The sequence below is a fragment of the Pseudomonas moraviensis subsp. stanleyae genome (assembly GCF_036283065.1).
Taxonomy (GTDB): Bacteria; Pseudomonadota; Gammaproteobacteria; order Pseudomonadales; family Pseudomonadaceae; genus Aquipseudomonas; species Aquipseudomonas stanleyae.
The window spans coordinates 127,246-149,632 of record NZ_JAADJI010000014.1; the positions used below are offsets into that span (position 1 = coordinate 127,246).

19 protein-coding genes are annotated in these 22,387 nt (G+C 58.1%); 5 read left to right on the top strand and 14 right to left on the bottom strand.

The genetic code is table 11. The features are described 5' to 3' along the window. Positions 1–19: 19 nt before the first annotated feature. Positions 20–853: an undecaprenyl-diphosphate phosphatase gene (locus GXB78_RS24450; protein WP_329517354.1), complete on the bottom strand. Its 834-nt coding sequence runs from the start codon at positions 851–853 to the stop codon at positions 20–22. A 571-nt stretch (positions 854–1,424) separates the two neighbouring features. On the opposite strand from GXB78_RS24450, the gene GXB78_RS24455 reads away from it, so the two are divergent. The 3 genes from GXB78_RS24455 (at position 1,425) to GXB78_RS24465 (ending at position 4,888) form a co-directional block, all read left to right on the top strand. Then, positions 1,425–2,165, top strand: coding sequence for a winged helix-turn-helix domain-containing protein (locus GXB78_RS24455; protein ID WP_329517355.1), 741 nt, complete (start codon positions 1,425–1,427; stop codon positions 2,163–2,165). Positions 2,166–2,443: 278 nt separating this feature from the next. Beyond that, positions 2,444–3,103 (top strand): winged helix-turn-helix domain-containing protein, encoded by a 660-nt coding sequence (locus GXB78_RS24460; protein WP_329517356.1) that lies wholly within the window; start codon positions 2,444–2,446, stop codon positions 3,101–3,103. Between the two features lie 390 nt (positions 3,104–3,493). After that, positions 3,494–4,888, top strand: coding sequence for an undecaprenyl-phosphate glucose phosphotransferase (locus tag GXB78_RS24465; RefSeq protein ID WP_329517357.1), 1,395 nt, complete (start codon positions 3,494–3,496; stop codon positions 4,886–4,888). 347 nt (positions 4,889–5,235) lie between these two features. Here the strand turns inward: GXB78_RS24465 and GXB78_RS24475 are convergent, their stop codons facing one another. The 6 genes from GXB78_RS24475 to galE form a co-directional block, all read right to left on the bottom strand. Next, positions 5,236–7,314: a YjbH domain-containing protein gene (locus GXB78_RS24475; protein ID WP_329517358.1), complete on the bottom strand. Its 2,079-nt coding sequence runs from the start codon at positions 7,312–7,314 to the stop codon at positions 5,236–5,238. Then, positions 7,311–8,072, bottom strand: a complete 762-nt coding sequence (locus tag GXB78_RS24480; protein WP_329517359.1) for a capsule biosynthesis GfcC family protein — start codon at positions 8,070–8,072, stop codon at positions 7,311–7,313. Before GXB78_RS24480 ends, GXB78_RS24475 begins: the two co-directional genes overlap by 4 nt. Beyond that, complete coding sequence (locus GXB78_RS24485) at positions 8,069–8,734, bottom strand: YjbF family lipoprotein (protein ID WP_329517360.1); 666 nt, start codon at positions 8,732–8,734, stop codon at positions 8,069–8,071. Before GXB78_RS24485 ends, GXB78_RS24480 begins: the two co-directional genes overlap by 4 nt. 12 nt (positions 8,735–8,746) lie before the next feature. Beyond that, positions 8,747–9,862 carry a polysaccharide biosynthesis/export family protein gene (locus tag GXB78_RS24490; RefSeq protein ID WP_456239210.1) on the bottom strand — a complete coding sequence of 372 codons (1,116 nt, stop codon included), beginning with the start codon at positions 9,860–9,862 and terminating at the stop codon, positions 8,747–8,749. A 91-nt stretch (positions 9,863–9,953) separates the two neighbouring features. Further along, on the bottom strand, positions 9,954–10,190 hold the full coding sequence (locus GXB78_RS24495; protein WP_016775457.1) for a hypothetical protein: 237 nt from the start codon (positions 10,188–10,190) through the stop codon (positions 9,954–9,956). A gap of 231 nt (positions 10,191–10,421) precedes the next feature. Beyond that, positions 10,422–11,438, bottom strand: coding sequence for a UDP-glucose 4-epimerase GalE (gene galE, locus GXB78_RS24500; protein WP_253503750.1), 1,017 nt, complete (start codon positions 11,436–11,438; stop codon positions 10,422–10,424). A gap of 386 nt (positions 11,439–11,824) precedes the next feature. Between galE and galU the strand changes: the two genes are divergently transcribed. Together galU and GXB78_RS24510 are read left to right on the top strand one after the other, a co-directional pair. After that, complete coding sequence (galU, locus tag GXB78_RS24505) at positions 11,825–12,658, top strand: UTP--glucose-1-phosphate uridylyltransferase GalU (protein WP_329517362.1); 834 nt, start codon at positions 11,825–11,827, stop codon at positions 12,656–12,658. 32 nt (positions 12,659–12,690) lie between these two features. Beyond that, complete coding sequence (locus GXB78_RS24510) at positions 12,691–13,101, top strand: mannose-1-phosphate guanylyltransferase (protein ID WP_329517363.1); 411 nt, start codon at positions 12,691–12,693, stop codon at positions 13,099–13,101. A gap of 107 nt (positions 13,102–13,208) precedes the next feature. Here GXB78_RS24510 and GXB78_RS24515 read toward each other — a convergent pair whose 3' ends face one another. The 7 genes from GXB78_RS24515 to GXB78_RS24545 form a co-directional block, all read right to left on the bottom strand. Further along, positions 13,209–14,339 (bottom strand): SGNH/GDSL hydrolase family protein, encoded by a 1,131-nt coding sequence (locus tag GXB78_RS24515; RefSeq protein WP_329517364.1) that lies wholly within the window; start codon positions 14,337–14,339, stop codon positions 13,209–13,211. 177 nt (positions 14,340–14,516) lie between these two features. Further along, on the bottom strand, positions 14,517–15,566 hold the full coding sequence (locus tag GXB78_RS24520) for an acyltransferase family protein (RefSeq protein WP_329517365.1): 1,050 nt from the start codon (positions 15,564–15,566) through the stop codon (positions 14,517–14,519). A gap of 12 nt (positions 15,567–15,578) precedes the next feature. Continuing rightward, positions 15,579–16,682, bottom strand: a complete 1,104-nt coding sequence (locus GXB78_RS24525) for a hypothetical protein (protein ID WP_016775461.1) — start codon at positions 16,680–16,682, stop codon at positions 15,579–15,581. Continuing rightward, complete coding sequence (locus GXB78_RS24530; RefSeq protein WP_329517366.1) at positions 16,673–17,905, bottom strand: MATE family efflux transporter; 1,233 nt, start codon at positions 17,903–17,905, stop codon at positions 16,673–16,675. The genes GXB78_RS24525 and GXB78_RS24530 overlap by 10 nt, the downstream gene beginning before the upstream one ends. Next, the gene (locus GXB78_RS24535) at positions 17,902–19,014 is read right to left on the bottom strand and encodes a polysaccharide pyruvyl transferase family protein (RefSeq protein WP_329517367.1); all 1,113 of its coding nucleotides are present in this window, start codon (positions 19,012–19,014) and stop codon (positions 17,902–17,904) included. Before GXB78_RS24535 ends, GXB78_RS24530 begins: the two co-directional genes overlap by 4 nt. Positions 19,015–19,029: 15 nt before the next feature. Continuing rightward, positions 19,030–20,109: a glycosyltransferase gene (locus GXB78_RS24540; protein WP_329517368.1), complete on the bottom strand. Its 1,080-nt coding sequence runs from the start codon at positions 20,107–20,109 to the stop codon at positions 19,030–19,032. Positions 20,110–20,149: 40 nt separating this feature from the next. Continuing rightward, positions 20,150–22,372: a polysaccharide biosynthesis tyrosine autokinase gene (locus GXB78_RS24545; protein WP_329517369.1), complete on the bottom strand. Its 2,223-nt coding sequence runs from the start codon at positions 22,370–22,372 to the stop codon at positions 20,150–20,152. Between the last annotated feature and the right edge of the window lie 15 nt (positions 22,373–22,387).

Genomic DNA, 22,387 nt, shown 5'->3' on the forward strand with positions numbered 1-22,387 from the left:
ATCCGCCTGGCTTGACATCTCAAGCGGCCGCTGCGGCGGTCCAGTTCACCCAGCCAAACACCCAGGTCGCAAGAATCAACAAACCAAAACCGATCCGGTACCACGCGAACGCCGCATAGCTGTGGTTGGCGATAAATTTCAGCAGGCCACGCACGGCGATCATTGCAAAGATGAACGCGGTGACGAAGCCGAGGGCGAAGACTGGCAGGTCGTTGGGCTGGAACAGCTCGCGGTATTTGTAGCCGGAGTACACGGCGGCGCCGACCATGGTCGGCATGGCGAGGAAGAACGAGAACTCGGTGGCGGCTTTGCGCGAGAGGCCGAAGAGCAGGCCGCCGATGATGGTCGAGCCGGAGCGCGAGGTGCCGGGAATCATCGCCAGGCACTGTACGAAACCGATCTTCAATGCGTGGGACCAGCGCATGTCGTCGACATGTTCGACGCTGACGACATGGCTGCGCTGTTCCGCCCACAACATGACGATGCCGCCGACAACCAGGGCAACCGCAACGGTGATCGGGTTGAACAAGTACTGATGAATCGCGTCGGCGAACAACACGCCGAGGATAACGGCGGGGAAAAACGCGATCAGCAGATTAAGGGTGAAACCTTGCGCGTTGCGTTCGGTGGGCAGTCCTTTGACGATTTCGAAGATCTTCGCACGAAATTCCCAGACCACCGCAAGAATGGCCCCCAATTGAATAATGATGTTAAACGCCATGGCGCGCTCGCCGCCGAATTCGAGCAGGTCGGCGACAATAATCTGGTGGCCGGTACTCGAGATGGGCAAGAATTCGGTCAGGCCTTCAACCGCGCCTAATATCAATACCTGGAAAAGGGTCCAGAAATCCATTAATCCTCCGTCAGAGCACTCAGGGTGAGCGACCAGTCAATAACACTCAGGGGTTGAGTATCTGAGTTACACAATTGGCGCATATGAAGATCCAAAGATCGCAGCCTTCGGCAGCTCCTACATTTGGAATGCATTTCCATGTAGGAGCTGCCGAAGGCTGCGATCTTTTGATTTCGAAGAATAGGTCTAACGGACTGCCACACTCAAGCCATGTTAGTAATCGTCGGCCGACGAACTAAACGGGAAAAATTTACCTCTATTACAACAAATATGTCAGCCCAGATATGAAGTGTGATCAACTTCACAGAATTAATACATGGCTAACCAATGGCAAAAGGACATAGACAAAGCCATCACCACAAGCTCAAAATAGTGGCACCACTGCATATAGCCATCACCTACGCATTAGTTCACAACCCCGAGAAAATCAACTAAAAGCTTGAAAAGCTTACTTATTGTTAGAAAACTCGGGAGACACGTCTAAAATCCGCGCAAATGTTACCAATTGTCAGTCACAGATGAGAACCGGTGCTTTAACATCCCGATGTCAGCACCTAATTCGAGTCAACGCATGATGCTCTCAGGGAACTTGGCGACTAGAAGTCCGCGCCCGACAAATGATGAATCCGGTGTACTTGCTCTGGGTCGTACCGTGGGTGTGGCTGATCACTTTACAACGCTGATCGCAAAGCACGTGCACTCCGATATGATCGTGGAAACAGGTGCTTTCACTAGTTCATATAAACAGCAGAGTTACATCGGTTCCTATCGCGCCATTTTCCTGATTATCGATAGTCCCCAGGCCCTCGAAGACAATCTGGCGCTGATACAGAACCTGCGTGACGCGAACTTGAAGCCGCTCATTTGCGCAGTCATTACCGGCCGCGGCGCCGTCAACAAGCTAAAATATTTTCTCGCCGGGGCGGACGCCTGTATCAAGCTCAACACACTGGGCGACGACAACGACGAATTGCTGACAGAGTTCTTCAACAGCGAAGACTGGCAGCGAGATATCAATCTAACGCTTGATCCGACGCGGATCTGCCTGATGGACAGTCGGCGCAAACTGGATATCTCTTTCGCCGAGATGAAGATCCTCGAGGCCTTTGCGAACACGGGTAATCACATTCTGAGTCATGATGAAATCGCCAGCATCATGGGCCTCAACAGCAATTTCTACGACCCCCGGGCACTGGAAAAATCAATCAGTCGCTTGCGTGGAAAAATCAAGGACATGTATGGTACAAACGCGATTCAGAGCATCCGCGGCTACGGCTATCGCCTGATGCGGGGCCTGATATCGACTGCCTGAGTCTCGGGCAGTCTTCCCCTTTTGCATACGTACGAAGGATCGTCTGATGCAGCCATATCGTGTCAATTGCGCTTCATACTTGTTAAAACTCAAGCACTTGAATGAGCACGGCATCACGCCTCATAACAATAAAACTCCATAACATAGCAGCAGATCGAGTGGAATTTATCGACGGCCATTTTCGGCCCGAACCCTGCCTACGATTACTTCCGAGGAAGTCATTGCTCGCCTGCCGATTTATCTTTTAGCCAATTTTGGTGTGTATTTAGGAGAGAGACATGGAAACGAGTACAACCCTCCCCAGAAAATATTTTGTTGTTGTGACGCACAGCACAACGTCGCAACGCGAACTGGAAAGTATCTTGTCCAGTGAGCGTTTCAATTCGTTTGGCACGTCGCAGGCACAAATGTTTGTTGAAGGTGTTGCTTCGCCCTCTTCCGCCCCCATGGTCATGGAGTTCAGTTACCCAAGCCTCAGCCGAAAGAATGTTGCGCGCAGTATCGAACACGATACTCAACGCATACTGGCTACCCTTGAGAATGAGTGGCGAGCCGCGCATACAGACAATCCGTTTCAAAGTTTCCCGACGCAAACCGCAGACCGAGCTCATATCTCCAATGTCAGTGAGAGCACTGAGCCTTGCAGCGATACCTGGCATCTTGACGATGATCAAGGCGTATTGCTCAAGGACAATATTGCGATCAGCCTGACCGGCCTGGAAACCGCTCTGGTCAGGAAAATGCTGACCCATGAAGAACGCGTGGTCAGTCGTGAGGACTTGATCATCAGCATTGGCCGGGAACCCGAGCAATACCGGGGTCTGGAAATGTGCCTGAGTCGGTTGCAGGACAAGTTCAAGAGCGCGAGTAATGGCGAGCGATTGTTCCGCGCCGTGAGAAACCGCGGTTATTGCCTGATACAGGAAGTCGTCGGCTGATTACAGGCGACACCGAAACCGAGACAAACGGATATAAAGTGCGACTACAAAAACAACAAGAGCACTCTGTTTGATTTCACCTCCCTGATTAAATTCGAGCCTCCCTGCCTCCACCCTTCAACAGTAACAAATATGCCCTCGCGTTTTCACCCTCCTCTCTACGACCTTTTCTAACAGCCTTTTATTTAAATATTAAAAAGTTGGCACAGTGCCATCTTGTTAAAACTCGTCAGACACCATTCCCGACAATAACTTAGTCTATTGGCTGACGACAGTTCGGCTCTCGATGTTGTTACCTCAAGACACTCGCTAAAACAAAAACAATAAGTCTGCATAACAACTCGGCTTTCAACTGTTGAAACCTGAATGGACGTCTTTTGGGGATATCGTATGGATCTTTCTCTCAGTATTAATCGAAGCACGGGCCTCAAGGGACTGACCTTTTGGGGCCAATGGGCGCTGGCACAGGCTTTCGTTGTGACGCTGCTGTTCATTCTCGCTGAACAGCACACCGGCACCGTCGCGTTCTACTACCGAATGTGCGCCACCCTCGCGGTACTGGCCTCGGTTCCGGCTTACACCTTCACTGGCGTTTATCGCAAACGTGATAACTACCTGACCGGCCTCGGTCGACTGTTCATGGGTTGGTCGATGACCATGGCCGCTCTGGCATGCATCGCGTTTGTCTGCCAGGCCGACGAGCTGTTTTCCCGTCAGGTGATCCTGAGCTGGGCGGTGTACGGCTTCCTCGGTCAGGCCTTCCTCTACGCGCCGCTGCATGCATTTTCGAAGTACTACCAGCGCTCGCGTAAAAGCGAACACCGCACGCTCATCGTTGGTACTGGCGAACTGGCGTTGGGGCTGGCGAAGAAACTCAGCCAACTGGAAAACCTGCCGCTGATCGGTCTGGTCAGCAACGGTGACAAGCCTGCTCTCGCCTCGGATGCTCCGCGGGTCGTTGGCGCTCAGGACGAGTTGCTTGAGCTGATCGAAGCCCACGACATCCGCCGCTTGTACATCACCCTGCCGCTGTGCGAAGCAGCGAAAATCGAAGCGATGTATGTCGATTTGCTCGGTGCCAACGTCGATGTGGTGTGGGTGCCGGACTTGAACAGCCTGACCCTGCTCAACCACTCGGTGAAAGTCGTGGACGGCCTGCCGGCGATCTACCTGAACGAAAGCCCCCTGACCAGCCGCCCGACCGCTGCGCTGAGCAAAAGTCTGGTCGAGAAAACCGTGGCGTTCCTGGCGATCATCGCGCTCAGTCCGCTACTGTTGATCATCGCTCTGGCAGTGAAACTCAACTCGCCCGGCCCGGTGTTTTTCAAGCAGGATCGTCATGGCTGGAACGGCAAGGTGATCAAGGTCTGGAAATTCCGCTCGATGCGTGTCCACGATGATCGCGAAGTGAAACAAGCCAGTCGTAATGACTCGCGTATCACCGCAGTGGGTCGCTTTATCCGTCGCACGTCGCTGGATGAGTTGCCGCAACTGTTCAACGTGTTGCAGGGGCATATGGCTCTGGTGGGTCCGCGTCCACATGCTGTTGCGCACAACAACTACTATTCGGGCAAGATCCTCGCTTACATGGCGCGTCACCGGATTAAACCGGGGATCACCGGGCTGGCCCAGATCAGCGGCTGCCGGGGTGAGACCGACACTATCGACAAGATGCAGAAGCGTGTCGAGATCGACCTGCAGTACATCAACAGCTGGTCGTTGTGGCTGGATCTGAAGATCCTGGTGAAGACGCCGTTTACGTTGTTGTCGAAGGATATTTACTGAGGTTCAGCGCTTCAGATCGCAAGGGGACGAAAGTCCCCTTTTTTGTGGGCGGGGTTTGGCACACCGGTATCGAACACAGGTGCGCTCCCTGTGGGAGCGAGCCTGCTCGCGAAAGCGGCGTGTCTGGCGATGGGGATGTTGGATGTGCCGGCGCCTTCGCGAGCAGGCTCGCTCCCACAGGGGGGTTGGGTTATGGCCGGGTTCCGTAATTGGATGACGATCAAATGTAGGAGTGAGCCTGCTCGCGATGGCGGTATGTCAGTTAACAACGATGTCGGCTGATCGGACGCTATCGCGAGCAGGCTCAACCCTACAAGGGTTTTGTGTCGGGCTTGGGAGGTCAGCGCTTACTCGGTAATCTTCTCGAAGTTGCGATAGAACATGTCCCCTTCCCGGCTATCCGTCATCGAGTGCAGTTGATAGCTGCGGCTCAGTCTGGCGCCGCCATCTCGGGTCAGCGGCGCCCAGACCAGGTTGGCGCGGCGCATGGTAGACATGCTCATCATTTCGTCGAACGGGATCGACAGGTACAGGCCCTTATCGAAGCTACCTTCGCCATATTCGGCGCTGCTGGCCGTGGTGATGGTCGCCCAGGCACCGACGCGCACGCCGTTGAAAAACTCGCGGGAGATGTCCACGGTCGTGCCCCAGTCCCCGGCCAGATAGCGACCGACACTGACCGCCGCCAGCGTGTCGAACGGCAGATCGGTGTAACCGGTGATGTGCCCGGTCACCACCGAGTAATCGCGCAACGCGAAGCCCTGATCGAAATCACGCTGGCGCACCCAGTTCAAATCTGCGCCCAGCGACCAACGCTCGCCCGTCGGGCGGAACAACACTTCGGCGCCGACGCCGGCAAACATCGATTCCAGATAACCACCGTAAACCATGCCGTACAGATCCTTGTCCAACTGCTCGGCATGGCTGAGCTGGAACAACGGCATGGTCGTGTTGGAGGTGGTCAGGTACTGGCGCAGATCCGTGCGCACGCGCGGCAATCCGCTCGGCGCGTCGTAGACAAATTTGTCGAAGTTATTGACCAGGTTGGCGCTGAGCAAACCGCTCCACCAGGTGTTGCGGTTGAAGCGATATTCCGCGTCCGCATCCGCGCTGAATTGATAGAGCAGACCATCCGGACCGCCGACGTTCTGCTTGAAGCCCAGACCGACGCCATAGCTGAAATGCTGCGGCGCTTCGCTGTAGAGGGTTTTCTCGTTGTGTGGCATCGCCGGGTTGATTTCGGTGGTGCGGTGCAGCGACTCCAACGGTTCTTCGTTGCTGATCACTTCGCGGAAGGTCTGGCGCGGCAGGCTGGTTTCTTCCAGCGGCAAGTCGTAGCGCTTGTTGACCACGGTGAACCAGTCGATGTCGTCGTTGACGCTGTTGTCGAGAATCCGGCTCGCGCGGCCGACAGCCTTGGACGAATGGAAATAACGCTGCTGCTCGCCATAGACGATCAACTCGGAATCACGCTGGCTGATGCGCTCGACCTTGTACCCGGCATTCTGTTGCAAACGCCGCGACACATCGGCCCAGTTGACCTGCTCCATCGACGTCGTGGGCGCCTTCGCCGGCAGCGGTTCCGGGGTCGGGTCGTAGGTTTTCGCCGGCGCCTTGCGGCTGACGAAATTGGTGTGGAAGGTCACGCCGAACATCGCCGTATTGCCCCGCTCCCAGGCGGCGCTGAGGTCGATCGAGTCGGTGACCTTGAACACCGCACCGAGGTTGATCGGCGAGTCCTGTTTGATCTCGTTGTCTTTCGGCTCGTTCTTGTAGTCGTTGCCTTCGAACTCCAGCTTCAGACTCAGTCGATCCCACGGTGTCTGATAGCTCACGCCACCGAACAGTGATGGCCTGCCACGAAAGTACGAGCCGGAGTTGACGTCACCGGTGCCTTCCAGCGCCGGGCGGGTATCGAAGCGATTGCTGACGTAGCCCAACGGGTTGTCGAAGTCGCCGCGATTACCGATGTAGCCCCAGGCGATGCCGGCGCTGAAATCGAAATTGTCGAAGCGCTTGTTGGCAACGAAGAATTCGCTGGAGAACAAACCGGTACCACCGATATCTCGAAAGCCCAGCGCCACTTCCGGCGCCCAGTGGCTTTCCTGCCACAGGCGTACCTTGGCGTCGACCGCCTTGTCCTTATAGCTTTGACTGCCGCTGAGGGCCTCCGAGCCGTACGGCCGGTTGGTAATCGCGGTGTAGCGAAACGATCCTTCGAGCCAGTCCAGCGGCTGCAACGACACGCTATAGCGGCTGTAAGGGTCGGTGCGGTTGGCGTTGACGCTCAGCTCGCCGGCCGGGGCCATGCGCGCCGTCGGCGTCTGCAACAGACCGGCGCCACCGAAGTCATTCTGGGTGATGCGCGGCTCGGCGTTGGCCAGACCGCAAGGCAATAGCAACACAGCTGCAAAACGTAACTTCAACGAACCACCTCGGCCAGCTGCGTGGCAATGAATTCGGCCAACTGCTGATTCAGTTCAGGAAGAGGCGGATCAAGATCATCATTTTTTATCGGCACCAGAATCCTGCTGCCGGCCACCGGGAACTGTCCGGACTCGCGATTCCAGTGCGCGATGCCGACGCGCCGCGACACGCCGTTGGGCTGAATCAGCCACAGATAATCGGCCTCGGCGTCGTCGAGAATCGAGCAGCCCTCCAGGTATTCGCGAGCCTCCTGCAACGGCTGATACGGCAAGTGGCACGGCTCGTTGACCGCGCCGACTACCTGCACTTCATCAAGCCGTTTCGGGTAGATCAGCCGATCGCCGTCATCCAGACGAATGTTGCGCGCGAAGCCGACTTCCACCGCCACTGGATCAAGGTCAGCGATCTGCCGCCCGGTCACCGGCATTTGCCGGACTTCTTCGGCAATGCGCTGCGCCAATGCTGCGCGGCTCGGCCGATCAAACAGCGTCGCCATGCGCTGCAGCACCTCGAGATCGAACAGTACTCCAACCTTGAGCCGCGTCTGTTCCTCGACCAGCGACTGGCGCAACAAGCCGCCCGCCAGCCAATAGCCTTCGGCATTCGGCACGGCTTCGCTGATCACATCGAGCAGGCGACCGCCCGGCGGCAGTTCGATCGGGCCGGGGTTGGCGACGTCGCCGGACACGGTGACGGCGGCCTGACTCGCCCCTGCGATCAGCAGAAAACCCGCCGCGATAAGGCTCAAGCGCTTCACGGCAGATGCCTGCGATCAGGAGTCAGTTGCACCAGCTTGACGCGCAGTTGCGAGGTCAGTTGTTGCTCGCTCTGCAGAATGAAACCGTCGCGCGGGTCGACCCAGTAACGGTTGGTCGCGCTGAGGCCGATCGCCGGAGCGTCGATCTGTTCATCGACGCGCAGCACGGAGTAGGTCTTGTCGAGAATCTCCAGCGTCTCGGTGGAGCGGCGCGAAAAGCGGCTGTTGACGATCACACCGACTTCCTGGCCCTTGTACAGATCGATCCAGCGCCGCGTGGTGAAACCGTCGGCGACGTGATGCAGGCCTTGCCTGAACGGCGAGTCATCGGCCAGCCGCGTGCCATCCAGATCGCCCTGCAGACCGAGGCCGATGCTGCGCACGGCGAGGCCATCGCGCAGCAACAACACTTGCTTGCCGGACGCGACCCAGAATTGCAGGTCTTCGCGCTCGCGCACCAGCGCCAGCACGCCTGAGCCGGACGGCGTGGTCAGTTTCAGTTGCGGATAATTGACCCCGGCGACTTCGGCCGCCGATACATCAACTTCATCGGGGCCGACGACGGCGGCCTTGAGGTTGTTCAGCGACGCGCTCATCAGCGGATTACAGCCGCACAGCAACGAGGCCGCCATCAGGCACACGCCCACTTTCAATAGGTTCACAGTCGGGCGGCCTTATTTGCTGTTGTTGCTGTATTCGCTCCAGTTCTTCGCTGCCGAAGCCCCGGTGCCGACAATCGACGCCGACGGCACCAACTGGCTGATGAAACGGTTCCAGCGAGTGACGTTGGCCGGGCCGACGTAGACAACATCCTGCGGCCGCACCTGGAAGTGCGAGGCCAGCGCCATGGCGGTCGGCGATTCGGCTTCGAGCTGATAGATCCTGGCGGGCTCGACGTCGAGATTTTCCACTCCGCGAATGACGTAGACCGCATTGCCATTCGAGCTGGTCTGGCTGAGGCCGCCGACCGAACCGAGTACATCGGACAAGTTCATCGTCGCGGTCTTGAAGCTCAGCGCGCGCGGCTGGTTGACCTCGCCCATGACATAGATGCGCTTGTTGTCGTTGTACGGCAGATACAGCTGATCGCCGCCCTTGAGGTAGACGTTCTGCAGTTCGGAATCCTGCTGATTCAGCGAGTCGAGATTGAGCGGATAGACCCGCCCGTTGCGCGTCAGCAACAGCCCGGACAAGTCGGCATTGTTGGTGTCGATGCCGGCGGAACCGAGGGCCTCGACCACGCTCAGCGGATTGGTCGAAATCGCCTGCGGGCCGGCCTTCGTTACCGCGCCGGTGACCACGACTTTCTGGCTGGCGAAGCGCAACACCGCGACGTCGACCTGCGGCTCGGCGATGAATGCAGACAAGCGCTGCTCGATGTCGGCGCGCAGTTGCTGGATGGTCCGGCCGGCGGCCTGGACTTCCTTGATGAACGGGTAATACAGCGTGCCATCGGAGCGCACCAGACGGCCGTTGGCATCGATCTGTTGTTGCGCGCCAGAGGGCGCGGTCAGCTCCGGGTGATCCCAGACGGTGATGTACAACACGTCATTGTTGCCGATGCGATATTCCGCTGGCGTCACCAGCAGCTCCGGCGGCAGCGACTCACGCTTTTGCGTGGCGCGGTTCATGGCGATCAGCTTGGGGGTGATCGGAATCAGCTCGACCCGGCTGCTTTCGCTGGCGCCCTGGCGGGTGATATCGCTGGTGCTCAGGTACTGACCGGGGGAAAACATGCAACCTTGCAAAGCGAGACTTGCCAACATTAAAAGATAAACACTACGAGTCATAATGGCACTACGCTATTCAAGGGCGAATCCAAAAAACAAAGTCACCCGACTTGCGTCGGGCGACTCTGTACTGCACTAACAAATGTTCCTGTTAGTTATGCGTGCCGGTTGTACCGGTGGTACCTGTCGTACCGGTGGTACCGCCGTTGGCACTACCGCCGCTGTTGGACGCCGCTACAGCACTGGCAACCATTGCAGTACTGGCCGCGGGCGCTTGCGAAGCCGCCACACTGCCACCTACATTGGTTACCGCTGTCAACGGCGCTTCAGCTGCGGCAGCCCAGTTGCTCAACATCGTCAACAGGGCAACTGCCATCACTTTTTTCATAACAACTCCTTTCTAACATTCGAACTGTTAAAAAACAGATCTGTGTCAGAGCTGGTAGCTTTCAAGTCCGCAAAGAGCGCGAACAAGATCCGTTGTTCTTTCACAGCCATACGCAACTGCTAAAAGTCGAACGGCAGGTTTATATCTACGGACTTGCAAAAGGCATTGCCAGTGTAATTTCCCGACGTTATCTAACAACCTGACTGAAACTAACATCGGACTAAATGGCCATCATCGCGAATAACCGTTGGGATGATTCGATTGCCAGCGCCAAGTGTCGGCGACCATGTCCTGCAAGTTGCGCGTGGCCTTCCAGCCGAGTTCTTTCGCCGCTTTCGACGCGTCGGCAAAACTCTCGGCAATGTCACCGGCGCGACGCGGCATCATCCGGTACGGCACCGGCCGGCCGCAGGCCTGTTCGAAAGCGTGCAACACTTGCAGGACGCTGTAGCCATCGCCGGTGCCGAGGTTCCAGGTGTGAATGCCGGTGCGCTCGCTGATCGACTGCAACGCCTTCAAATGCCCGTCCGCCAAGTCAACGACATGGATGTAATCGCGCACGCCGGTGCCATCGGCGGTCGGGTAATCGTTCCCGAAGATCGACAACTCACGCAGGCTGCCGACCGCGACCTGGCTGATATACGGCACCAGATTGTTCGGGATGCCGTTGGGGTCTTCGCCCATGTGCCCGCTGGCGTGGGCGCCGATCGGGTTGAAGTAGCGCAGCAACGCGATGCTCCAGCGCGGCTCGGCGAGGCTCAGGTCGCGCAGCACGTTCTCGACGATCAGCTTGGACTGGCCGTAGGGATTGGTCGGATTGCCCGTGGGAAAATCCTCGCGAATCGGCATTTCCTCGGGTTCGCCATACACCGTCGCCGAGGAACTGAACACCAGCCGGAACACCCCCGCCGCCGCCATCGCCTGGCACAGGGTGATGCTGCCACCGACATTGGTTTCGTAGTATTCGAGCGGCTTGCGCACGCTTTCGCCCACGGCTTTCAGCCCGGCGAAATGCAGCACGGCGTCGATCTGATGTTCGCGAAAAATACGATCCAGCAACGTGCGATCGCAGACATCGCCGCGAATCATCCACGCACTTTTGCCGCAGATGGCTTCAACAGCGTGAAGTGCTGCGTCGCTGCTGTTACAAAGATTATCCAGGACGACAACTTCATAACCTGCTTCAAGCAATGCAAGTGTGGTATGCGAGCCGATATAGCCGGCGCCACCCGTTACCAGAATTTTCATAGCGCGGTCCGTCATTGAATAAATACCCGGTAGCGTGTCAAGCCATTACGAGTGGATATGCGGAGCAATTCACACAAACAAGGCGACAACCACCACAATCAAATTTAGTTCAACCACTGGCAATAATTATTTTTGCCGGTCAAACTATCTACGGGTACTTATTAGCACTCCCTGCGCACTTACCACTATCAACAGATACCGACTAAAAATAACTTATAACGAAGTAGTCGACATCTCATAACATTGCCGCCTTTTAACAGCGCAACTAATTGCCATCTACAACCTGACTCGGGTATTAAAGTAAGCCTTCAATAATCATTGAAACTTGCCGCCATGCTCTGGTGCGCAACCGTCGCCTGTGTTCCATGACTGTCCAGGATACTTTTATGATTCGTAAATGTTTGTTCCCCGCTGCCGGCTACGGCACGCGTTTCTTGCCGGCGACCAAAGCCATGCCGAAAGAGATGCTGCCGATCGTCAACAAGCCGTTGATCGAATACGCCGTCGAAGAAGCACGGGACGCCGGCCTGCAACACATGGCCATTGTCACCGGTCGGGGCAAGCGCGCGCTGGAAGACCACTTCGACATCAGCTACGAACTCGAGCACCAGATACGCGGTACCGAGAAAGAGAAATTCCTTGCCGGCACCCGCGAGCTGATCGACACGTGCACCTTCTCTTACACCCGTCAGGTGGAAATGAAAGGCCTGGGGCATGCGATTCTCAGCGGCCGCCCGTTGATTGGTGACGAGCCGTTTGCCGTGGTGTTGGCCGACGACCTGTGCCTGAACCTCGAAGGCGACGGCGTGCTGTCGCAGATGATCGAGCTGTACAAGAAATTCCGCTGCTCGATCGTCGCTATCCAGGAAGTCCCGGCCGACCAGACTCACAAGTACGGGGTGATCGCCGGCGAGCTGATTTCCGACGGCATCTACCGGGTCAACAACATGGTGGAAAAACCGGCACCGCAGGACGCGCCGTCGAACCTGGCGATCATCGGGCGCTACATTCTTACGCCGGATATCTTCGACCTGATCGCCGACACGCAACCGGGCAAGGGCGGCGAAATCCAGATCACCGACGCGCTGATGAAGCAGGCGCAGAACGGCTGCGTGCTGGCTTACAAATTCAAAGGCCTGCGCTTCGATTGCGGCGATGCCGAGGGCTATCTGCAGGCGACCAACTTCTGCTACGACAACGTGTACCTCAAGGGCCGCTGAGACGGCTTTCCACTCCCCACAGGCAGGCAACCATGAACATTGCACAACATTCGACAGAGATTGAACGTGAGGTGGACAACCTCGGGGTGATGAGCTGGTTGTCGCGCCATCAACCGCTGCCCAGCGCCAACGAAACCTGGCTGGGCACGATTCTGCTGGTGGAACGGATTGGCGTGTTTCCCGCGTCGGGGGATATTCGCCGGCCGATGCGCGATCCCTATTCGCTGCTCGCGCACCTGAAGGCGTTGTATGGCGAACAGGCGCTGGAAATGGATGACCGCGATGGGCTGAAAGTGATTTTCAGCGACTGGCGCTTTCGCGTGCGCATCTGCTGCAATGACCCGGCGATCATCATTAATGTGGAGACACGTTGTGATGCGCGGTTGATGCCGCGCAAGCTCGCGGAGCTGCTGGATCACGTCGATCACTTCGCATCGACATGATCAACCCGTAGGAGCTGACGAGTGAAACGAGGCTGCGATCTTTTCGGATTGCGATGAAGATCAAGATCAAGATCAAGAGATCGCAGCCTCGTTTCACTCGTCAGCTCCTACAACGGGGGTTTGTCGCAACGGTCGTTCGCGCCCATGATCCAGGCATAAAAATAATCGGCAATCACCCTCCCGCCCGTGGCCGGCAGCGGATGAATCCGGTCCGGGCCGATCATCGCGCTGGCGTAGCGTTTGACGTCGGGACCGAACGCGCATTGCAGGTTGGCGAAGCCGAGATGCTGCTCGCGTGCCCACGGTTCGAGCACCTGTGCATAGGCCGACATCGGATAAGCACTGGAACGCGTGGTGTCCTGGCGCATGATCAGGTTGATGCTCGCCGCTGGCTGAATCTCGCGCAGCATGCTCACCAGGCCCTGCACGTTTTGCAGATACTGCGCAGGCTTGACGCCAAACCCTTGGTCGTTGCCGCCGAGCATGATCAGGTAAACGTCGGCCGGGATCTTCGCCACCACGGCTTTCCATTGCGTCTGCCACTGCGGATCGGCGTGATAGAAATCGGCCGATGCCGCACCTGACGCCGCCAGTTTCGACACCCGCACACCCTTCTGCTCGTTGCCCAGCCACAGGCCGAACAGCGTCGGCGCGCCTTTCACCACTTCCAGTTTGAATGACCAGTCTGCGGCTGATGGAGCACCGGGTAGCGCGACTTCCTGAACGCCCGAGCCTGCGAGCTGCAACGGGCGCCAGTCTTGCGTGGGCGACCAGCGATAGCGCAGTTCGTCGGATCCGCCGTTACCCAGATACAACAGTTTCGCCTGAGTCACCGCGGTATCGATGCGCGGCGAAGGGTTGGCATCCACCTGCAACCAGGCGCCAGGTTTGCCGCTGATCGTGCGACTGTCCGGGCTGGCCTGGCCCAGCTCGGAAACCTTCCAGTCGCCACCGAAGTATTTGTCGCTGCTGCGGGTGTATTTGAAATGCGTGCCGCCCAGCGCCGCGCCGTGATTGAACCCGACGTAACCGGGGCCGGCGAAACCCACCTCGGCAGCCACTCGTTGCACCAGTTTGTTCAGGTAAAAATCCTGCCCGGCGGTGTAGCTGTCGCCGATCACCGAAACGGACAACACCTTGCCGGCCTTGCCCTCGCGCCATTGCGCAAAACGTTCGCTGGCATCCTCTACCGTGATGGCCGAGGTGGCGACTGGTTGAGGGGCGTCTACTGGCATCATTCAATATTTCCTTTGTCCGGGATGGCCCTTTCGCGAGCAGGCTCGCTCCCACAAGGATGTGTGACTTGCACGGATCCACTGTAGGAGCTGACGAGTGCAACGAGGCTGCGATCTTTTGACTTTCGCAAGCCACGGCAAAAGATCAAAAGATCGCAGCCTCGTTTCACTCGTCAGCGCCTACGGGGATGATTGCGTCTGCACCACCGGAGCCACAATCACCGGCGCTTTCTCCTTCGCGGCCCGCTCGCCGAGGAACAGCACCGAGGTGAAATTGAACCGACTGAACACCATCCCCAACACCACCGGTCCGAGTAATCCACAGCTCAGACCACCCAGCACCAGCAAGCTCTCATCCTTCACACCCAAGCGCCCCAGCACAACCCGCGAGGTCGCCGCGAACAGCACATGAAAAAGGAAGATTGCATAGGAATACCCGCCCAGCCAGGTCAGCGCTTTCGAACGCATGTCACTCGACAGCAAGGCGATGCAAGACACACAACCCACCGTCAAACCGATCAGACTCCGGCGATCAACAATCAGCTCACGATCAATCGCCGCGACATACAACAACGTCAGCGAAATCAGCACAAACAGCAGCGGCCCGACTACCTTGAAACGCTGTTTCAACGCATCGACATTTTCCTGGCCAATCATCCCCGCGACGAAAAACGGCAGCAGGTAAATCGCACCGTTGATACCGAACGCATCCAGCGGTAACGGCGGCAGCAGGAACAACACCGCGGCGAAAGCAAACAGCCCATACAGGCGCAAAGGCGAACGCAGCATGCCGCGCCATTCCAGCACGCCGACGAAGATGAAAATGCTGAACACCGCCTGCAAGAACCAGAAGTGGTTGATCGGCACCCAGAACGACAACAGCGCATCAATTACGCCGACGTCCTTGTTCACTCCCGGACCCACCGCTTGCAGTACCGAGAACGGTACGCCGACGCAGAACAGCGGCACGATCAACCGGCGCACCTTGCCGGCAAAAAACGCGGAAAAGTCATTGCCGCGAATCTTGTAGATCGAATAGATGTAGCCGGAGATAAAGGTGAACAGCGGCATGCGCACGTACACCATCGAGTCGGCGATGACCCGGAACGGCGAGCCGATGTCGATCTTCAAACCGCCGCCCAGCGGGCCGATGACGTGATAGAGCACCAGCAGCAGGCACGCCAGGCCGCGCAGGGTTTCGATCTCCAGGGACTTTTTCTTGCTCGACATAGAGCACCTGCCTTAAGTGAGAATTCTTGATTCGACCTGCACCGGTTTGTTCGCGCGCAGCATCAAACCCAGGCCAACGAACAGCACCGGCACGACCATCGAGAAGTGTCGGGCGAAGGAGCCGAAGTCCGGCTCAAACAAGCCTTGCACCAACAGAAACGCCAGTGGAATCGCGATCAGTTCCTTGGGTTTGGTCTGGATCGGCGCGCCCTTGTAGTCGGTCGAAGTGATGACTTTGAACAGCAGCAGCGCGGTCATGATCATCAGCGCAACGAAGATCACCTGTCCCGGCCCGGACAGCAGAATCAGCTCAACCGGGAACGACAGGCGGAAGAAAATAATCATCGAATCCAGCGCCTGGGAGACGAAGTCGCTGCCGCTGAGCCACGAGACGATCAGCGACTTCGAGCCCTCCTCGCCCGCCGTGCGCAGCTCGTTGTTGCTCGCCCGGATCGATGACACCGGAAAGCCCAGCGCCAGCTGAATCGCCATGGCCACCGCCAGATAAAACAGGAACAGCATGAGAAAAAAGGTGAAGCGCGAGACGTACTTTTTCATCACGCAGACGCCGACCCACGACAGCGAAAACAGAATCCAGTACGGCCGGATCAACACGCCGTAGATCACCGCCGAGAGAAAAAAACCGCCGCGATATTTGCGCGTCAACGCGCTGAGCAGAATGCTCAACACCGCCACCGACACAATGATTTCCTTGGTCAGGTTCTCGAGAAAAAACGAACGAACGATGCCCCACAGGCACAGGGTGCCGAAGATGGTCAGCGGCATGCGCCGGAACACCACCACCGGAATCGCCGTGAGGAAGAAATTGCAGAACATGCCGTAGGCCCAGGCATTGGTCAGGTTGATCCCGGTGGGCCGCAGCAGGAACGCCGAACACTCATAGGACGAGCGATCCGGCGAGAACGGATTCCAGAAATTGCAGTTGTCGGCACGCGCATACGACGACCACAACGTCATCGCATCCGGCCCGGGATCGCGCGGTACCAGCAGCGGCATCGCCACTGACAGGAACAGCCCGGTGAACAGGATCAGAAAGGAAATCGACGAATCGAATTTGCGCCCGCGAAATTCGATGCGCGGCAGTTTCAAGCCCATGACAGCGCAGCCTTCTTCGCGCCGGTCACACGGGTCAACAGCGCGATCACACCAAGTTGCACGACGATGGCGAAAACGTTGCCCCACGCCGCGCCATAGATCGAGTAATGCTTGATCAACACATAGCTGACCGGCACCGAAATCAGCAGGCAGATCGCCGCGCTGGCCAGCGATACCCGACTGTTTTTCGAAGCAATCAAACCGCCCCAGACGATGTCGCCGATCGCCCGCAAGGCGAAAGAAAAAATCAGCACCGCGAGGAGCGCGTTATCCGGACGCGGCACGCTGTTGGCGACGTAATCGAGCAGCAGATTGAAAAAGACATAGATCGCTACGGCGACAACGGCGGAGACCGCGAGGGAACGCATCACCCATTTGTTGACGAACAGTTGCCTGACCGTGAACGCCTGCTGATCGGCCTGAAAACGCTTGGCCAGCACCGGAATGCCGACCACCGCCACCACCGCATACGACAACGCCTGCAAGGTGTTCGCTGCTGACCAGGCGTACACATATTTACCGAGGCTGGCGTAGGGCTCCAGATCGATGATCAGAAAGCGTTCGGCGTATTGACTCAGCGCAATCAGACCGGTGCCGAGATAGAACGGCAGCCCGGCCTTCCACACCGTCGCGGTGTCCAGCACCGCTGCTTCGCGCCCCTTGTGCACGTTCACCACGATCAGGTAACCGGCGATGATCACCAGCACGTTGGCGGCGACCCACAACCACAACACACTGGCGATACCCGCGACCCAGCCGAGCATCATGCCGCCGACCGCCAACACCGCCCACAGGCCGGTCTTGACGAAAAACAGCAAGGCACCGGCGGTGGCTTTCTGCGCAGAAAACACGAAGGAATTGATTTCGAACGACAGGTGTTCGGTGAGCAGCACCAGGGTCACGCAAAGGATCAGCGTGGCGGTTGCTTCCACCGACTGGAACAGCGAATAGATCAGTACGGTGAGCACCGACAGCAACAGCCCCACCGCCAGATACAGCAACAGGACTTTGTCGACCACGCGCCGCGAACTGCCGCCGACGCTGATCAACCGGTTGATCTCTGAACTGAAGCCGACGCTGTAGAACTTCGAAGCGATCAGCGAAGCCGCGACCACCACGCCGTAAAAGCCCAACGCCTCGTACCCGAGGTAATGGGTGATGGCCAACACCAGCAAGAACTTCGCGCCCAAGGCTCCGCCGCGAAGCATCAGCCGAAATATCATCGAATGACACCCTTGATGATTTCGTCCATGGCCACGGTTTTCGCTTCGATTTCGCGGCAGGTGTCGGTCAGGCGCTTGCCGAAATCGGCCAGCGCATTCGGCGCGTAAACGGTGTTGATGATGGTGTCGACGTCGATATCGCCGCCATTGATCACCCAGTCCTCGACGCCCATGTCCTGATAGGCACCAAAGCCTTTGCGCTCGTAGCTGATGTGATACGCCGGCACGCCGGAGAGCAGCGATTCGATGGCGCCGTGCAGACGCACCGAGATCACCAGGTCCGGCTGATATTTGGCGATGGTTGCCTTCAGCGACAGCAGGTCTTCATTGATGCCCAGCTCGCGATAGAACGCACCGTCATCGTTGCCGCGCACCGCGCTTTGTACGGCGCAGACCACTTTGCTCTTGTTCTTCAGACGTTGCAGCAGCAGTTTCAGATTGGCGACGTAGGCGACCTTCTTCTCTTTGCTCCACTCCGGTGGCTTGCGCAGCACTACGCAGACTGTCGCCGGCGACACGGCGCACCGGGTGAACTTCGGTTGCTGAAGAATCTTGCCGGCCAGCGACTGCACCGCCAGATCCGGCGCGCGGTAGACGTTTTCACAAGCATCGAAGATCGCCGAGGAGCGGTTGTCGCGCACGAACACCGCATCGGCGCTGGCGTAATGCTCGACGATCTTGCTGCTCTCGCCGTGGAACGGGCCGATGCTCTGCGGCAGGTACACCGACGGTACCTTGCTGAGGATCGCGGTTTCCAGTTGCTTGGCGTGGCCGAGCTTCAGCTTTATGTGCTCGAACGCGCTCTTGGAACGCATGTACCCGCCGCCGACACCAACGATCAGATCGGTCTTCTTCAGCAGCTCGGCGAGCCCGGCGTAGGACTGATTGAGAAACACCGCTTGCTTGACCCGGCCCAGACCTTTGGCGGCCATCACCGGCGCATCGAAACGCGGGTGCGGCAGATAGTTGAACGACTCGGGATCGGATGCCACGACATTGATCGCGGTGTCGTCACCGAAGTTACGCTGCACCAGAGCGATGGCCAGATCGACGAGCAGACCGTCACCGGAGTTGGACGCGCTGTAGCCATGCAAAATCGTTACGTTCATAAGCTTGAGTTCTACTTAATAAGTGGGAGCGTGATACAGGTCGTAGGTCTGGCGGATCATCAACGCGGCGCTGAAGCGTTCGCGGACGATGCTCCGGCCTTCGTTGCCGAGGTCGAGCAGGCGCGGCTTCTGGATGATCGTCAACACGTCGGCCAGCGCCTGGTGATCGCCGGACGGAAAGACGTAGCCGGACACTTCATTGGTGACCAGTTCCGGCAGCGAGGTGCAGTTGCTGGCAATCACCGGCAGCCCCATGGCCATGCCTTCCAGCGGCACCATGGCGAAGCCTTCCCAGCGACTGGGCACGATCAGCGCATCGGCCTTCTGATACAGCGCCTGCACTTCGCTCGGTGTCACCCATGGCAGGTACTCGACCGAATCCATCGGCGGGCACTCGACCGAGTCCTCATTGACCGCACTGCCGACCACCGTCAGTTTCAGGTCGTTTCGATTGACCTTGGCGTAGGCCTTGAGCAGCACGTCGAAGCCTTTCTGATAGTCCAGACGTCCGACAAACAGCAGATGAATCGGCGCGGTGCCAGCGCTCTTCGGCGCGTCATCCCGGTGATGGATGCCGTTGTAGATCAGCTTCATGCGCTTGCGCTCGATGCCGAAGCGCGCGGCTTTATCCAGCTCGTACTGGCTGACGCAAATGATCACGTCGGTGACTTTCTGCAGCACGCGTTCGATCCACGCATAGATTTTCTGCTTGGTCGGCGAGCTTTCCATCAGGAACGAAAAGGCGTGCGGGCAGTAGACGATTTTCGGTTTGCGCCATGGCCGCAACAGCACGCACACAACACGGCCGATCACTCCGGAAAAGGTGCTGTGCAAATGCACGACGTCGGGTTTTTCCTTGAGCAGCACCTGAGTCAGTCGCCAGGCGAAACGCAGCAGCGACGGCACGTTACGGCCACTGCGCGGGAAGGTGCGCACCTGCTGCGGGGCGATGCCGTGCAGTTCTTTGGCCTGATCCTCGGGGACCAGATAGACCAGTTGATAATTCGCCGCGTCGTCAGGCGATGCCGAAATCGTCCGGATCACTGTCGCCACGCCACCTTTGATCGTCTCTGCCACGTGCAGTATTTTTTTCACAGCTCACCCACTTCAAACAGGAAAGAACAATCGGCAATCATCAGGATTTGTCGGACGCGTATTCGTAGTTGTAATAGCCAGTGCCGCCGTAATAGCTGGCTGCACGCTTCTCGACGCCGTTGAACACCGCGCCTTTCAACTCGATGCCGTTCTGGGCGAAGCGGCGAATGGTCAGTTCGATCTCTTTGGCCGGGTTCACGCCGAAGCGGGTGACGATCAGGCTGATGCCGGCCTCACGACCGACGATGGCGGCATCGGTCACCGCCAGCAGCGGCGGTGTATCGATGATCACCAGGTCGTAGCGTTCGCTCAGTTGCGCCAGCAGTTCGCGGAAGTTGGCGTGCATCAGCAGCTCGGAAGGATTGGGCGGCACCTGACCCCGGCTGATGAAATGCAGGTTGTCGATCTCGACGGTGTTGATCGCCTGCTCGAGAGTGCAGCGCTTGACCAGCAGGTCGGACAGACCGTTGCTGATCGGCGTGTTGAGGGTTTTGTGCAGATGCCCTTTGCGCATGTCGGCATCGATCAGCACCACGCGCTGGCCACTCAGGGCCATGACCGCCGCGAGGTTGGAGGAGACGAAGGTCTTGCCGACCTGCGGGCTCGGCCCGGAAATCATGATGCGGTTGTTGGTCGAATCGAGCCCGGCGAAGTGCAGGCACGTGCGCAGGCTGCGGATCGATTCGATCGACAGGTCGGTCGGGTTGCGCAGCGCCAACAGGTACGCCGGTTTGTCGACGCCATCGCGGGCACGGCCCTTTTTGCTGTCCTCTTCTTCCTGCAAGGCGCTGTAGGGAATCGACGCATAAACCGGCAGGCCCAACTGCTCGATGCCTTCCGGGCCTTCGAGCCCCCGACTCAAGGATTTGCGCAGCAGCACCAGCGCCACGCCGACAAACGCGCCGAGCAATGTCGCGATCAGCACGATCAGCGGTTTCTTCGGTTTGATCGGGTTGGTCAGGTCGACATCAGCGGTGTCGATCAGGCGCACATTGCCGACGGCCCCGGCGCGGACGATGTCCAGCTCCTGGGATTTGTTCAGCAACTGCGTGTAGATCTGCGAGGCCACTTCAACGTCGCGGGTCAGGTTGAGCAATTCCTGTTGGGTGGCCGGCAGGTCCTGAACCTTGCCTTCGAGGGATTTCTGCTGCTGGGTCAGCTCGCCGATCTGCGTCATCAGGGCGCGATAGGCCGGGTGCTGTTTGGTGAACTTGCGATCGAGCTCGGCCTGCTGCATTTTCAGTTCGGAGATGCGCGTTTCCAGCGCCACCGACTGGCCCAGCACCGACTGGGTTTCCAGCGAAATATTTACGGTCTTGCCGTGGGTCTGGTAGGCATTCAAGGCGTCGCTGGCCTTGGCCAGGTCACGCTTGACCTGCGGCAACTGGCTTTGCAGAAAGGCCAGGCTTTGCGCGGCTTCAGCCGAGGTGCGGCGCACGTTTTGCTCGACGTAGAGCGAGGCGATCTTGTTGAGAATCTTCACCGCTTCGCCAGCATCGGAGCTGGCCAGCGCCAGACGAATGATCCCCGACTCCTTGCCTTGCTCGGAAATATCCAGCGCGTCCTGATAGCCCTGAATGGTCACGATCCGTGGATTGCGCACCACTTGAAAACGCGTGCCGGGGTTGGCTGCCAGTTGCGCGATCTGCCCTTCTACACCGTCGTTGACAAACGCTTCGCCCGCGACACCTTCTGCGAGCAGATTGTCATTTTCATCGAACAGCTCAAAGCGCTGTTGCTCGCCGGCGATCAGGGTGAGCTTCTTGCCGAGCAGGTCTTTCGGCAATTCCAGCCGATTGAACTGCAGACGCTCGCCGCCCCAGGCATAACTGTTCAGGCCGAACCGCGGCGGCGCGACGCTGGTCTCGCTGTCACCGCGATAGCGCCGCGAAAGGAAGCCGCCGATCATTGGGAAAGTGTTGGGGGTGACGTCGATATCCAGGCGCAGGTCGTCAACGGTTTTGCCGATCACCGCGCGGGACTTGATGATGCCGATTTCGGTCACAGACGGCGATTGCCCACCGAGCATGCTGTTCAGGTCGGAGAACCCGAGCATGTCGTTCTTTTTCGGTTCGACCTGCACCAGCGCGTTCGCCAGATACACCGGGGTTGCCAGTACCGCATAGGCGACGCCAGTGACCATGAAGGCACCGGTCAGCGCGCCGATCAGCCACTTCTGGTCAATCAGGCTGCCGAAGATGCCGAGCAGATCAATACTGTCTTGATCATTGTCGCGGGTGCCGTTTACTGACGGTAACTGCATAAGTCTGTTCTTACC

What these genes read in the sequence shown, in the direction of transcription:
- GXB78_RS24450 (WP_329517354.1), bottom strand. Translation starts at nt 853, where the DNA reads ATGGATTTCTGGACCCTTTTCCAGGTATTGATATTAGGCGCGGTTGAA.
- GXB78_RS24455 (WP_329517355.1), top strand. Translation starts at nt 1,425, where the DNA reads ATGATGCTCTCAGGGAACTTGGCGACTAGAAGTCCGCGCCCGACAAAT.
- GXB78_RS24460 (WP_329517356.1), top strand. Translation starts at nt 2,444, where the DNA reads ATGGAAACGAGTACAACCCTCCCCAGAAAATATTTTGTTGTTGTGACG.
- GXB78_RS24465 (WP_329517357.1), top strand. Translation starts at nt 3,494, where the DNA reads ATGGATCTTTCTCTCAGTATTAATCGAAGCACGGGCCTCAAGGGACTG.
- GXB78_RS24490 (WP_456239210.1), bottom strand. Translation starts at nt 9,862, where the DNA reads ATGACTCGTAGTGTTTATCTTTTAATGTTGGCAAGTCTCGCTTTGCAA.
- GXB78_RS24495 (WP_016775457.1), bottom strand. Translation starts at nt 10,190, where the DNA reads ATGAAAAAAGTGATGGCAGTTGCCCTGTTGACGATGTTGAGCAACTGG.
- galE (WP_253503750.1), bottom strand. Translation starts at nt 11,438, where the DNA reads ATGAAAATTCTGGTAACGGGTGGCGCCGGCTATATCGGCTCGCATACC.
- galU (WP_329517362.1), top strand. Translation starts at nt 11,825, where the DNA reads ATGATTCGTAAATGTTTGTTCCCCGCTGCCGGCTACGGCACGCGTTTC.
- GXB78_RS24510 (WP_329517363.1), top strand. Translation starts at nt 12,691, where the DNA reads ATGAACATTGCACAACATTCGACAGAGATTGAACGTGAGGTGGACAAC.
- GXB78_RS24515 (WP_329517364.1), bottom strand. Translation starts at nt 14,339, where the DNA reads ATGATGCCAGTAGACGCCCCTCAACCAGTCGCCACCTCGGCCATCACG.
- GXB78_RS24520 (WP_329517365.1), bottom strand. Translation starts at nt 15,566, where the DNA reads ATGTCGAGCAAGAAAAAGTCCCTGGAGATCGAAACCCTGCGCGGCCTG.
- GXB78_RS24525 (WP_016775461.1), bottom strand. Translation starts at nt 16,682, where the DNA reads ATGGGCTTGAAACTGCCGCGCATCGAATTTCGCGGGCGCAAATTCGAT.
- GXB78_RS24530 (WP_329517366.1), bottom strand. Translation starts at nt 17,905, where the DNA reads ATGATATTTCGGCTGATGCTTCGCGGCGGAGCCTTGGGCGCGAAGTTC.
- GXB78_RS24535 (WP_329517367.1), bottom strand. Translation starts at nt 19,014, where the DNA reads ATGAACGTAACGATTTTGCATGGCTACAGCGCGTCCAACTCCGGTGAC.
- GXB78_RS24545 (WP_329517369.1), bottom strand. Translation starts at nt 22,372, where the DNA reads ATGCAGTTACCGTCAGTAAACGGCACCCGCGACAATGATCAAGACAGT.